Genomic DNA, 13,285 nt, shown 5'->3' on the forward strand with positions numbered 1-13,285 from the left:
ACGCAAAACGCAGCGTTACAAGGAAGTCTTATGGTCAAGGTCATCGCCTCTTCCGTCCGCAAGGGCAACGTTCTCGACGTCGACGGCAAGCTCTACGTCGTTCTCACCGCCGCGAACTTTCATCCGGGCAAGGGTACGCCGGTCACCCAGGTCGACATGCGCCGCATCGTCGATGGCGTGAAGGTCTCCGAGCGCTGGCGCACGACCGAGCAGGTCGAACGCGCCTTCGTCGAAGACGTCAACTTCCAGTATCTCTATGAGGACGGCGAAGGCTTCCACTTCATGAACCCGGCCACCTACGACCAGGTCGTCGTCGACGTCGACACCATGGGCGACCAGAAGGCCTATCTGCAGGAAGGCATGACCTGCATCCTGTCGATCCACGAAGGCATTCCGCTGGCGCTCGAATTGCCGCGCCACGTGACGCTTGAGATCACCGAGACCGAGCCGGTCGTCAAGGGCCAGACGGCATCCTCTTCCTACAAGCCGGCCATGCTGTCGAACGGCATCCGCACCCTGGTGCCGCCGCACATCAACGCAGGCACCCGCGTCGTCATCGCGACGGAAGACAATTCCTACGTGGAACGCGCCAAGGACTGAGCGATCAGCTTTCCACCGCATTGAAGAACGCCTCGTCCTGGTGACGGGGCGTTTTGCGTTTCGGGCGGGTCGAAACCACGCCGGCTTGCCAACATCTGCAAAATCGCATTACGGCGTGTTGGCTTTCTTCTCTTCTTTCGGCTTCGCATCGGCGGATTCGGAAGGAGTATTGGTCTCGATGCTGTGCTCGTGCGGCGCCAGGGCCTGCAAATGCAGGACGCGCGGCGACATCGCGTGCATATAGGCCTCGGAGCGGCCGATATAGATCATGGTCGCATCCGTGAGTTCCGCCAGCATGGCGCAGGCCTTCGCCTGAACTTCGGCCTCCAGCCCCTCAAAGGCATCGTCAAGGACGATCCATTTCGGCTTAGCCAGCAGCAGATGCGCAAAGCCGACGGCTTTCTGCTCTTCGGTGTCCAGCAACCGGTCCCAGCGGGCCTGCGTGTCGAGACGGCTCTTCAGGCGGCTGAGGCCTACCCTGTCCATGACCTCATCGACGGCGGCGTCGTCATAGGCGTCCCTATCATCCGGGAAACAGATTGCCTCCCTGAGCGTGCCGGTCGGCACATAGGGCGTGTGCGGCACGAACAGCATGTCCTCCATCGGCGGCAGGCTGACCGTTCCCGCGCCGCTATACCATTGATGCGCCAACACCTCGAACAGCAATCTCCGGTTTACGCCGTGATCGCCGTTGATCATGACGTGCTCGCCGGCATTGATCGTCACCGTGCCCTCGGCGATCAGGAAACCATTCTCCGTGGCCTCGTCATTGGTCTTCGTCGAGACCTCCAGGTCGGTCCACACCATCTTGCCGGGCTCGGCCTTCTCGAAGACGAGGGTGTGCGGCATCGGCGTCTTGTCGTCCATCTCCGTCAGCGCCTTGCGGAAATCGGTGACGCGCATCAGCGTGGCGCGCCATTCGGCGATCGGGCCGAAATTGGCGACATACCAACGCAAGGCCGAATTGACCTGATTGAAGGCGCCGACAGCCACCATCAGCTGGCCGAAGGTCAGCCCGCCGGAGAAATAGGCGGGTGCGGCAACGAGGATGGGGATGATCAGCACCAGCCAGCCGTAACCGGCGGAAACCCAGGTCAGGTTTGTGTTGGCGATGGCGAGCTGGCGGATGACGGCAAGAACGGCCGAGATATCGAGATTGATCCGCCGGCGCTCGTTTTCCTCGCCGCCGGCAATGGTGATCGCCGGCATGTGCTCGTTGGCATGCATGAGCGCGAAGCGCAGCTCGGCCTCTTTCGAATAGCGATCCGCATTCAGGCGCACCAGGCGACGGCCGACGAACTGGCTGAGGAACGAAGCCGATCCGGCATACAGGATCGCTGCCCAGACCATATAGCCCGGAATGGAAAAATTCATGCCTCTGAGATGAAAGACCATGCCGCTGGACAGCTCCCAGAGCACGCCGATGAAGCTCAGGAGCAGGATCGTCGCCTGCACCAGACCGATGGCGAGGCCTGTGGTACTTTCGGCCAGATTGCGGGCATCCTCATGGAGACGCTGATCGGGATTGACGCCGATGAGGCCGGAGGAGGCAAGGCGAAGCGCCCGCTTGGCCTGCAGCCACTGGTTCACCAGGTCCCTCGCCAGGCCTTCGCGCATATAAAGCGCGGTCATCTGGTTGAGCCAGGCCTGGATGACGTTGAGGACCAGAAGCGAGCCGGCGATGATGGCGAAGACGCCGAGCTGATGGAAGAAGGCGGTGATATCGCGCCTTGCCAGCGAATCGTAGAAGGGCGCATTCCAGTTGTTGAGCAACACCTGCACATAGGCCGTGCCCAATATGATCACGAAGAGCGCGACGGTCAGGGAAATGATCTTGATGCGTACCGGCGAATTCCAGAAGGCGGAGAACATCATTCTCAGCCGAAAGAAGAGGCTCAAATCATATCCGACCTGCTCATTTCCCTGGATATTCGGCTTGGCTTGCGCTTCAACTGCCATCAGCACTTCCCTGCGACGCACATCCCGTCAGTTAATCATGACCCGCCCCCATGTCTATCCTTGCAATAGATCAGTGCGATCACGTTCCTATATACACGGTTTCGCGCCTTGAACCGAATTAGGTCAGCAACTAGCTTGCCCGTGAAATGTTGAGAAAGCCTTCCGATGCAATTTCAAGGAACTGCCGACTATATCGCCGACAAGGACCTGATGGTGGCCGTTAACGCCGCCATCCGGCTGGAGCGCCCGCTTCTTGTAAAGGGCGAACCCGGCACGGGCAAGACGGAACTGGCCCGCCAAGTCGCTGCCGCCCTTGGCCTGGACCTCATCGAGTGGAACGTCAAATCGACGACGAAGGCGCAGCAGGGCCTTTACGAATATGATGCGGTATCGCGCCTGCGCGACAGCCAGCTCGGCGACATCAGAGTTCACGACATCAGCAACTATATCCGCCAGGGCAAGCTTTGGCAGGCCTTCACCGCGCCGAAGAAATGCGTGCTGCTGATCGACGAAATCGACAAGGCCGACATCGAATTCCCGAACGACCTCTTGCAGGAACTCGACCGCATGGAATTCCATGTCTACGAAACCGGCGAGACCATCCGGGCCGCGATCCGGCCGATCGTCATCATCACCTCAAACAACGAGAAGGAGTTGCCGGACGCGTTCCTGCGCCGCTGTTTCTTCCATTATATCCGCTTTCCCGACGCGGAGACGTTGACGCGCATCGTCGAGGTTCACTATCCCGGCATCAAACAGGCCCTTGTCCATGCCGCGCTGACGCAATTCTTCGAAATCCGCGACGTGCCGGGCCTGAAGAAGAAGCCTTCGACCTCCGAAGCCCTTGACTGGATACGCCTGCTGGTCGCCGACGACGTCGATCCCGCCACTTTGCGCGCGGATGCGAAGAACGCGCTGCCGAAGCTGCATGGCGCGCTGCTAAAGAACGAGCAGGATGTCCATCTCTTCGAACGGCTGGCCTTCATGGCGCGCGGGCAGGGCAAATAGCGCCGCAGGCCTTCGGTCGATATGGAGGTGGCCTATCCCTGCTCCAGAGGCAATGCGTCTTCTCTCGGTGAGACACCGAACATCATTTTATATTCTCGATTGAACTGGGACTGATTTTCATATCCCACGTCGAACGCAATCGTACCGATCTTGGCCTGCTTCAGCATGATCTGTCTGCGAGCTTCATGGAGGCGAAGACGTGTCCTAAATTGCAGCGGGCTAAAGGAAGTGGCCGCTTTAAAATTTCGATGAAAAGACGTGACGCTCATGCCCGCCTCACTCGCAAGCTCCTCTATCTTCAGCGACTTGCGAAAATTCGTGCTGATCCACGCGGTAGCGCCCGCGATACGCGCCAGGCGGGAGCCGGCCGTTCCGAGCTGGCCGACCATGGCGCCGAGTTCGCCTTGCAGTAAGCGGTAGTAGAGTTCCTTGTGAATCAAGGGCGCGAGTGTCTTGATGTCCCCCGGCCGGTCGAGAAGCCGCACCAATCGCTCGACCGGCTCCAAAATGTCGACGGTTAGAGTTGCAGTGTCGACGCTGCTTTTGCCGCCCAAAGGAATTTCGGCAACGCCCTCGACGATGGCTTCAGCCACCATTTTCGCATCAAGATCAATCGTGAGCGACAAATGCGGTCTCGATGGCTCCGCCTCGACGACATTGGCCGACACCGGAACATCGATGACGACGACAAGGTAGTGTTCCGGCCCTATCTCGACTCGACGATGCCCTACCAGGATCTGTTTGCGGCCTTGAAGAACGATGCACAAGCGTGGGTCGTAGAAGCTCCTTACCGGCTTTGTGACCTGGTTGCTTCGAAACAGGGTCAGTCCCGGCACCAAGGTAGGCGTCCTGCTACCCCGGCAGTGAAACTGAAGCAAATCGATTAGCCGTTCTTGCGCCGTTTCCATGCATCACTCGCAGGTGCTCGATGTTGGTTTGGTAGGATTGTATTTAAAGATGGTGGTTTTGATCTAGGTTCCCCGACCTCCCGAGGCAATATCTGAGGAGCAATGCCATGAATTTTTGAAGGCATGAAAGGAACAATGATGACGAATGAAAACCCTGTCTGGCTCATCACGGGAGCATCGTCCGGCCTTGGCCGCGCAATTTGCGTGGCGGCTCTGGAGGCTGGATTTTCCGTAGCTGCTACCGCCCGCCACCCCGACAGCCTCGGGGATATCTCGGAGCGATTTCCGCAGAAGCTGACAATAAAGAAGCTTGACGTTACGGACCATGCCAACGTCATGCAGGTGGTTTCGGATATTGAAGCAAGCCTTGGCGGTATCGACGTATTGGTCAACGCGGCTGGCTATGGCTACCTTGCCGCCATCGAAGAGGGCGAAGACCGGGAAATCCGTGCGCAGTTCGAGACCAATGTTTTTGGTCTGCTCGATGTCACGAAAGCTGTTCTTCCCGGGATGCGAGCGCGACGCAGCGGCACGATCGTCAATATCTCCTCTCTTGGTGGCCTCGTGGCTTTTGGTGCGACAGGATATTACCATGCCACAAAATTTGCGGTGGAAGCTCTATCCGAGTCGCTGTCCCACGAGGTCGCGCCACTTGGCATCAAGGTGCTGATTGTCGAACCAGGCGCTTTCCGCACCGACTGGGCGGGCCGGTCGATGGTCGAATCCCCGATTGTGATCGACGACTACACGGAAACAGCCGGGAAGCGGCGGGCAGCAACCCGGGCTGCATCCGGATCGCAACCGGGCGACCCCGCCAAGGCGGCATCAGCCATCATTGAGGCCGTCAGTTCGAAGGAGCCGCCGCTTCGGCTGCTGCTTGGCGCATCAGCCCTCAGGGTAGCCTACGGACGTCTCGACAGCCTCAAGGCAAACTTCGACGCCTGGCGGGACGTCACAACAAGCGTGGATTTCCCTCAGCAGTCATGACGGCAGCGCCTGGAACGCCTATTGACACGATGTCCGCCGCGACCTCCGGCGCCAGGAGCTTGCCCATTGACCCACTGCCGCAGCAGGTTTATGGAACTCTATTGTGGTGATTTGGCCGGCCGGCTTGCAGCCACGTTAAATAAATCGCTAAAGGGCCGCGTGCGGACCGGTAGCGATTCATGATCGCGGCCGGTTTTTTTGTATTTGGCGAGTGAAAACAATGCCCATCAAGATTCCCGATACACTGCCCGCATTTGAAACCCTCCAAACCGAGGGCGTGCGGGTGATGACCGAAACGGTGGCGTTCCGTCAGGATATCCGCCCCCTTCAGATCGGGCTTCTCAACCTCATGCCGAACAAGATCAAGACCGAGGTCCAGATGGCGCGCCTGGTCGGCGCATCGCCGCTGCAGGTGGAGTTTTCCCTGGTGCGCATCGGCGCGCACAAGGCCAAGAACACCTCCGAGGAGCACCTGCTTGCTTTCTACGAGACCTGGGAAGAGGTGAAGCACCGCAAGTTCGACGGCTTCATCATCACGGGCGCGCCGATCGAGCTGCTGGACTATGAAGACGTCACCTACTGGAACGAAATGCAGGAGATCTTCGACTGGACGGCCACCAATGTCCATTCGACGCTCAACGTCTGCTGGGGCGCGATGGCCGCAGTCTACCATTTCCACAACGTGCCGAAATATACGCTGACGGAGAAGGCATTCGGCGTCTACCGCCACCAGAACCTGAAGCCCTCCTCGGTCTACCTCAACGGCTTCTCCGACGATTTCGCCATTCCGGTCTCGCGCTGGACGGAAGTGAAGCGCGCCGACATCGAAAAGGTGCCCGGCCTGCAGATCCTGATGGATTCGAGCGAGATGGGCGTCTGTCTCGTGCATGAACAGGCCTGCAACCGGCTCTACATGTTCAATCACGTGGAGTATGATTCCACCTCGCTGGCGGACGAGTACTTCCGGGATGTGAATGCGGGCGTGCCAATCAAGATGCCGCACAACTACTTCCCGCACAACGACCCGGAAATTCCGCCGCAGAACCGCTGGCGCAGCCACGCGCACCTGTTCTTCGGCAATTGGATCAACGAGATCTACCAGACCACGCCGTATGATCTGGAGGAGATCGGCCAGGAAAGGACTTGAGCCCTGTTCATTCCCTTCTTCCTGAAGCTGAAGGAAGCGAAGGTGCCGGTGACGCTCCGGGAGTTCCTGTCGCTGCTTGAGGGAATGGAAGAAGGGATTGCCGACTATGACGTCGAGGCCTTCTACTATCTGGCCCGAACGACGCTGATCAAGGACGAGCGTTTCATCGATCGCTTCGACCAGGTCTTCGCCGACTATTTTCGCGGTGTCGAAGCGATCGGCGGCGATGCCGATGGGGAAACGGTTGAGCCGAGGTCCATCCCCGAAGAATGGCTGCGCAAGCTCGCCGAGCGGTATCTGACCGAAGAGGAAAGACGAGAAATCGAGGCGCTCGGCGGCTTCGACAGACTGATGGAGACGCTGCGTCAGCGGCTGGCCGAGCAGCAGGGCCGGCATCAGGGCGGCTCGAAATGGATCGGCACGGCCGGCACCTCGCCCTTCGGAGCCTATGGCTACAATCCGGAAGGCGTGCGCATCGGCCAGGAAACCTCGCGCAACCGCCGCGCGGTGAAAGTCTGGGATCGCCGCGACTTCAAGAATCTCGACGATGGCGTCGAGCTCGGCACTCGCAATATCAAGGTGGCGCTGAAGCGCCTGCGCCGCTGGGTGCGCGAGGGAGCGGCCGAGGAGCTCGATCTCTCCGGCACTATCCGCTCGACCGCCGAACATGGCTATCTCGATGTCCAGACGCGGCCGGAGCGCCGCAACGCCGTCAAGCTCCTGATGTTCTTCGACGTCGGCGGCTCGATGGACGACCATATCCGCGTCGTGGAAGAACTCTTCTCTGCCGCCCGCTCGGAGTTCCGGCATATGGAGTATTTCTACTTTCACAACTGCCTCTATGAAGGCGTGTGGAAGGACAACCGCCGCCGCCGGGTCGACATCACGGCAACGACCGACCTCATCCGCACCTTCGGCCCCGACTACCGCGTCGTCTTCGTCGGCGACGCCTCCATGAGCCCTTATGAGATCACCCAGGCCGGCGGCTCGGTGGAGCACTGGAACAAGGAGGCCGGCGAGACCTGGCTTGCCCGCATCACCGGCCATTTCCGCAAATGCATCTGGATCAACCCCGTGCCGGAAAACTACTGGGGCTATACGACCTCGATCTCGATCATCCGCCGCCTGATGACCGACCGCATGTATCCGTTGACGCTCGGCGGGCTGGAAAAGGCGACGAGGGAATTGTCGCGGTGAGCATTGCTGCCGCGTACCGCTTCTCCCCTTGGGGGAGAAGGTGCCGACAGGCGGATGAGGGGGAGTGCCAAGAGCACGAAAATCCACCTATTCAAATCGGTAAGCCCCCTCATCCGACCCTTCGGGCCACCTTCTCCCCAAGGGGAGAAGGAGCTTGCGCCGCCGACATGCCTCATGTGCGATTGCCCCGCCGCTGTCGTCCCCTCTCCCCGCAAGCGGGGAGAGGGTTGGGGTGAGGGGCCGTTGTGGAAATCAGCGGCCTGTCATCGGCATTCCACACTTCCGGCGCAGCGTAACGCTCGAAAGCCTGACAGAGCCTTGATCGGCCAACCCCCGCCCCTAGATTTCGCAAGGGAATCGGTTGCGGAACGATGAGAATGGGGGCAGGGTCTGGCCTTGCATATTCGATAGCTATGGATGAGCTGATATGACGGAAAGCACTTTGCAGCGGGAAGTTTTTGGGACCACGGCCGACGGAGACACTGTCTATCGCGTCAAGATATCAGGCGGCGGTCTGACCGCGCATATCATGTCATGGGGCGCGGTCATCCAGGATCTCCGGCTTGACGGCCACGAGCCGGCCCTTCTGCTCGGCTTCGACGATTTTGCCGATTATCCCGCTCATTCCTCTTATTTCGCCGCCACGCCGGGCCGCTGCGCCAACCGCATCGGCGCCGGACGCTTCACGCTCGACGGCAAGCAGTACCAGCTCGAACTCAACGAGAAGGGCGTCACCCATCTGCATGGCGGCAAGGACAATATCGCCAAGCGCAACTGGACGATCGTCGAGCATGCCGTCGATCGCGTCGTGCTGAAGATCGTCGATCCCGACGGCCGCGCCGGCTATCCCGGCAACTGCACGATCCAGGCGACCTATCGGGTGCATGGCAACGGCGAACTGTCGGTAACTTACGAATCGACGACCGACCAGCCGACCCTCGCCAATGTCTGCCAGCACGCCTATTTCAATCTCGACGGCCGCGACGACGCACTCGGCCACGACATCATGATCGCCGCCGATCACTATACGCCGACCGATGAGAAGCAGGTCCCGACGGGTGAAGTTCGCTCGGTCGATGGCACGGTGTTCGACTTCCGCGAGATGTCGCCGATGAAGCGTTTCGATGGTAGCGAACAGGCGCTCTACGATCATAATTTCTGCCTTTCGCGCGAACGTACGGCCAAGCGCTCCGTCGTGCTGGCTCGCAGCGTCAATTCCGGCGTGTCGCTGGAGGTCCGCACCACGGAGCCCGGCGTGCAGTTCTATACCGGCTTCAAGCTCAACGTGCCGGTTCCCGGCCATGATGGCCGCAAGATCGGCCCCTTTGCCGGCTTCTGCCTGGAAACCCAGGTCTGGCCCGATGCCATCAACCACGAAGGTTTCCCCAATGCCGTGCTCCGCCCGGGCGAGGTATTGCGGCAGGAAACGGATTACATCTTCACCAAGAACTGAGCAGGACGTGCCCTGCTCTGTTGAAATTCGGCCGGGCGTCCAAAGCGCCCGGCCGATTCTTTTTTGCACTGCGAACAGATTCACCTTGTGAATTGGTTCTAAATAGGTTCTATATAATAATCATGGATAGAACCAGTTTGATCGCCGAATTGAACAATCGCGGTCTCGGCGACGGGACCGGAAGCGGGCCGCTTTATAAGCGTCTGGCGCAGGCGCTGACGGGCCTTATCCAGGAAGGGTTGCTGAAAGCCGGAACGGCTCTGCCTGGCGAGCGCGATCTTGCCGGTGCCTTGCAGATCGGCCGCGTGACGGTGAGAACCGCCTATCGCGACCTGTTGGCTTCAGGCGTCATCGAATCCCGCCACGGCAGCGGCACCTTCGTTTCGCAGCATGTCGAGCGCATCGAGCAGCCGCTCTGGCGCCTCTCCTCCTTCTCCGCCGATATGCGCTCGCGCGGCCGCGAACCGGCAGCCCGCATCCTCCAGCGCACGATCAGCGCCCCGGCGCCGGAGGAATCCTTCCTGCTCGGTCTCGGCCTCGACGAACCCGTGCTGCGGCTCGACCGCCTGCGCCTCGCCGACGGTCAGCCGCTTGCCATCGAGCGCGCTGTCGTTCCCATCAAGTTTCTCGGCGAAGGCGCCGTATCGGAAGGCTCTCTTTACGATGCGCTGGCCGCCAATGGCTTCAAGCCCGTGCGCGCGCAGCAGAGGCTGACCGCGGTAACGCTGGACCCGACCTCCGCATCGATCCTGACCGTCAAGGCCGGGGCCCCGGCGCTGCTGATCGAGCGCGTCTCCCGCCTCGCGGACCAGCGCGTCGTTGAATATACCCGCTCGCACTATCGCGGCGATGCCTATGATTTTGTTGCTGAATTGAGAATTGGAGATGACCTATGAGCGAGACCCAGTCCCTGATGCTGACGGAAGCCGGCCAATCGCCTGAGGTGGTTGCGACCCTGCTTGAAAAGGAAAAGCCCGCCTTCGCCGAGATCGCGAAGCTCTTCTCCTCGGGTCGTCCGTCGCTGATCACGACGGCGGCGCGCGGCTCGTCCGACCATGCCGCCACCTTCTTCAAATATCTGTTCGAGATCTCCTGCGGCATCCCGGTCGCCTCCGTCGGCCCGTCGATCGCCTCGGTCTATGGCGCACCGCTGCATCTGAAGGGCGGCATCCATTTTACCGTATCGCAATCCGGTGGCAGTCCCGACATCATCGCGCTGCAGGCCGCCGCCAAGAAGGGTGGCGCCACGACGATCGCCGTCGTCAACGTCACCGACAGCCCGCTTGCCAACGAAGCCGACATCGTGCTTGGCCTCAATGCCGGCAAGGAGCAGAGCGTCGCGGCAACCAAATCCTTCATCGCTTCTGTCGCCGCCCTTGCGGGAGTCACGGCTGCGGTTTCGCAGAACAAGGCGCTTGTCGACGGCCTCGCCAAGCTGCCGGAAGCACTCGCCGCCACCTCGGACATCGACGGCAAGGCTGCTGAGGACGTTCTCTTCAATGCCTCCTCGCTCTACACCGGCGGACGCGGCCCAGCTTTCGCCATCGCGCTGGAAGCGGCGCTGAAGGCCAAGGAAACCGCCGGCATTCATGCCGAAGCCTTTTCGCTCGCCGAGTTGATGCACGGCCCGATGCGCCTGGTGCAACCGGGTTTCCCGATCGTCGCCTTCTCGCCTGACGATGCCGCCTTCGCCAACAATGCCCAGGCGCTCGAACGCCTACAGAAGCTCGGTGCGACAGCGGTCTCCTTCTCGACCGCGCCGCTCGCCGGCATCAACCTGCGCATGCCCAGCACCGGCAACGGCCTGCTCGATCCGCTGGTGTCGCTGCTGTGCTACTATCGCCTCATCGAGTCGGTGACGCGCCGCAAGGGCTTCAATCCAGATAAGCCGGCTAACCTTCTCAAGGTAACGGAGACCATGTGATGGATTACAAGGTCTTTACCGGCGCCCGCATCTTCGATGGCGACCGGTTTCACGAGGACAGCGCGCTTATCATCGGCAACGGCCGCATCCATGCCATCACCAGCCTCAACGATGTGCCTGACAACGCCGAAACGATCCAGCTGAAGGGCGGCGTCCTGTCGCCGGGCTTCATTGATGCGCAGGTGAACGGCGGCGGCGGCCGCATGCTGAACGACGAGCCCTCGCCCGAATCCATTTATCTGATCGCCGCGGGACATAGGCCCTACGGCACCACCTCGCTGCTGCCGACGCTCATCACCGATGTCGCAGCCGCGAGCACGGCGGCCATCGAGGCCGCCATCGAAGCCGTCAAGGCCAATCGCGGCGTCGCCGGCCTGCATCTGGAAGGCCCGCATCTGGCGCCGGCCCGCAAGGGTGCGCATCTCGCCGAGCTGATGCGCCCGGTCGAGGATAGCGACGTCCGGACCTTCATTCGCGCGCGCGAGGCGATCGGCACGCTGCTGGTCACGATAGCGGCCGAGCAGGTAACGGAGCGGCAGGTGCAGGCGCTCGCCGAAGGCGGCGTCATCGTCAGCATCGGCCATAGCGATTGTACGGCGGAAGCCGCCGATGCCCGTTTCGATGCCGGCGCCCGCGGCGTCACCCATCTTTTCAACGCCATGAGCCAGATGGGCCATCGCATGCCGGGTCTTGTCGGCGCGGCCATCGATCATCCCGCCCCCTGGTGCGGCATCATCGCCGACGGCCACCATGTCGATCCGATCGCACTGCGGGTCGCACTGCGCGCCAAGCGTGGCGAGGGCCGCTTGTTCTTCGTGACCGACGCCATGTCGCTTGTCGGCACCGACCTTCCGAGCTTCACGCTGAACGGCCGCACGGTCTATCGTACCAAGGGCGGCTACTGCTCGAAGCTGACGCTGGACGATGGCACGCTTGCCGGCTCGGATGTCGATATGGCCTCCACGATCCGCTATGGCGTCAATATTCTGGAACTGCCGCTGGCCGAGGCGCTGCGCATGGCGACGTCCTATCCCGCCCGCTTCCTGCGGCTTGCCGATCGCGGCCACCTGACGCCCGGAACCCGCGCCGATCTCGTCCACATCAATGACGGTATCGAAGTCACCGAAACCTGGATCTCCGGCCAGCCTTCTGCCTAGGGCGCGCCCAGGAACTGGGCTTAGCGGTTCTCCGTCCGGAATTGCGTGGGAACAAACAGACAGAGCGATTTCGCGCTTCGAGGAAACGCGAAATACTCCGAGACATTCGAAGAGGAAGCGCGGCATGACCGCAGTCACGGACAGTTATTTCTCCGCCCTTATCGGCCGGCTGGAGACCCTGCGTGAAACACTGGCCGAGCCCATGTCGAAGGCTTCGGCGGCCATCTGTGCCGCCGCGCGCGCCGATCGCCGCGTCTATGTCTTCGGCACCGGCCATTCGCATATGCTGGCGGAAGAGGTGCATTATCGCGCCGGTGGTCTCGCCTTCACAATCCCCGTGCTCGTCGGCTCCGCCATGCTGCACGAGGGTGCCGTCATCAGCTCGGTCTATGAGCGCACCGAGGGCCTCATCCGCCCGGTCTTCGAACGCTATGGCATGCAGCCGGGCGATGTATTGATCATCGCCTCCAACTCCGGCGTCAATGCCGCGCCGATCGAGGCTGCCGACTATGGCCGCGAAATCGGCGCGATCGTCATCGCCATCACCTCGCTCGCCTATTCCACGGCCATTGCCAATGGACGCCGGAGGCTTGCCGATATCGCCGATATCGTGCTGGACAACGGCCTGCCGCCGGGCGACGCCCTTGTCGACCTGCCGGGTACCGAACTGAAGGTAGGCCCCGCATCGACGGCGATCGGCACCACAGTGCTGAACGCCATCTTCGCCGATGTCGCCGCCGAGCTCTGCAAGGATGGCGAGCCGCCGGTCTACCTCAGCGCCAACATGCCGGGCGCCAAGGAGATCAATCAGCGGCTGGTCAGGAAATACCGGCCGCGCAACCCGCATCTCTAAAGAGTACGTGGCGATTTTCCGTCGGAATTGCACAAAGGCAAAAAAATTAGAGCTGCTCAGCAATCTCATGGAAAGCTGAGCCGCGCTTACTG

Annotated in this window: 12 protein-coding genes and 1 riboswitch; of the genes, 10 read left to right on the top strand and 2 right to left on the bottom strand. The window is 61.1% G+C overall.

Features of this window, described 5'->3' with window-relative positions:
• The first annotated feature begins 30 nt into the window (after positions 1–30).
• Positions 31–600 carry an elongation factor P gene (gene efp, locus ACIQWP_RS19650; RefSeq protein ID WP_184704598.1) on the top strand — a complete coding sequence of 190 codons (570 nt, stop codon included), beginning with the start codon at positions 31–33 and terminating at the stop codon, positions 598–600.
• Positions 601–708: 108 nt separating this feature from the next.
• On the opposite strand, the gene ACIQWP_RS19655 is transcribed toward efp, so the two are convergent.
• Positions 709–2,559 (bottom strand): ABC transporter ATP-binding protein/permease, encoded by a 1,851-nt coding sequence (locus tag ACIQWP_RS19655; RefSeq protein WP_402790749.1) that lies wholly within the window; start codon positions 2,557–2,559, stop codon positions 709–711.
• A 165-nt stretch (positions 2,560–2,724) separates the two neighbouring features.
• Here ACIQWP_RS19655 and ACIQWP_RS19660 point away from each other — a divergent pair, with 165 nt between their 5' ends.
• On the top strand, positions 2,725–3,567 hold the full coding sequence (locus ACIQWP_RS19660) for an AAA family ATPase (RefSeq protein WP_402790752.1): 843 nt from the start codon (positions 2,725–2,727) through the stop codon (positions 3,565–3,567).
• Between the two features lie 32 nt (positions 3,568–3,599).
• Here the strand turns inward: ACIQWP_RS19660 and ACIQWP_RS19665 are convergent, their stop codons facing one another.
• Positions 3,600–4,475 (bottom strand): AraC family transcriptional regulator N-terminal domain-containing protein, encoded by an 876-nt coding sequence (locus ACIQWP_RS19665; protein ID WP_402790755.1) that lies wholly within the window; start codon positions 4,473–4,475, stop codon positions 3,600–3,602.
• Positions 4,476–4,613: 138 nt separating this feature from the next.
• On the opposite strand from ACIQWP_RS19665, the gene ACIQWP_RS19670 reads away from it, so the two are divergent.
• The 8 genes from ACIQWP_RS19670 (at position 4,614) to ACIQWP_RS19705 (ending at position 13,193) form a co-directional block, all read left to right on the top strand.
• On the top strand, positions 4,614–5,462 hold the full coding sequence (locus ACIQWP_RS19670; protein WP_402790758.1) for an oxidoreductase: 849 nt from the start codon (positions 4,614–4,616) through the stop codon (positions 5,460–5,462).
• 93 nt (positions 5,463–5,555) lie between these two features.
• Positions 5,556–5,633: riboswitch (SAM riboswitch) on the top strand.
• Between the two features lie 49 nt (positions 5,634–5,682).
• Positions 5,683–6,609, top strand: coding sequence for a homoserine O-succinyltransferase (gene metA, locus ACIQWP_RS19675; protein ID WP_402790761.1), 927 nt, complete (start codon positions 5,683–5,685; stop codon positions 6,607–6,609).
• Positions 6,610–6,612: 3 nt separating this feature from the next.
• The gene (locus ACIQWP_RS19680) at positions 6,613–7,806 is read left to right on the top strand and encodes a VWA domain-containing protein (protein ID WP_402791032.1); all 1,194 of its coding nucleotides are present in this window, start codon (positions 6,613–6,615) and stop codon (positions 7,804–7,806) included.
• 427 nt (positions 7,807–8,233) lie between these two features.
• Positions 8,234–9,259, top strand: a complete 1,026-nt coding sequence (locus tag ACIQWP_RS19685) for an aldose epimerase family protein (RefSeq protein WP_402790764.1) — start codon at positions 8,234–8,236, stop codon at positions 9,257–9,259.
• A gap of 122 nt (positions 9,260–9,381) precedes the next feature.
• On the top strand, positions 9,382–10,155 hold the full coding sequence (locus tag ACIQWP_RS19690; RefSeq protein WP_402790767.1) for a GntR family transcriptional regulator: 774 nt from the start codon (positions 9,382–9,384) through the stop codon (positions 10,153–10,155).
• Positions 10,152–11,183, top strand: coding sequence for an SIS domain-containing protein (locus tag ACIQWP_RS19695; RefSeq protein ID WP_402790770.1), 1,032 nt, complete (start codon positions 10,152–10,154; stop codon positions 11,181–11,183). The genes ACIQWP_RS19690 and ACIQWP_RS19695 overlap by 4 nt, the downstream gene beginning before the upstream one ends.
• Entirely contained in the window at positions 11,183–12,340 is a 1,158-nt protein-coding gene (gene nagA, locus ACIQWP_RS19700; protein ID WP_402790773.1) for an N-acetylglucosamine-6-phosphate deacetylase, read from the top strand. Before ACIQWP_RS19695 ends, nagA begins: the two co-directional genes overlap by 1 nt.
• A 124-nt stretch (positions 12,341–12,464) precedes the next feature.
• The gene (locus ACIQWP_RS19705) at positions 12,465–13,193 is read left to right on the top strand and encodes an SIS domain-containing protein (protein ID WP_402790776.1); all 729 of its coding nucleotides are present in this window, start codon (positions 12,465–12,467) and stop codon (positions 13,191–13,193) included.
• Positions 13,194–13,285: the final 92 nt, after the last annotated feature.

Source organism: Rhizobium sp. NPDC090279 (assembly GCF_044769665.1).
Taxonomy (GTDB): domain Bacteria; phylum Pseudomonadota; class Alphaproteobacteria; order Rhizobiales; family Rhizobiaceae; genus Rhizobium.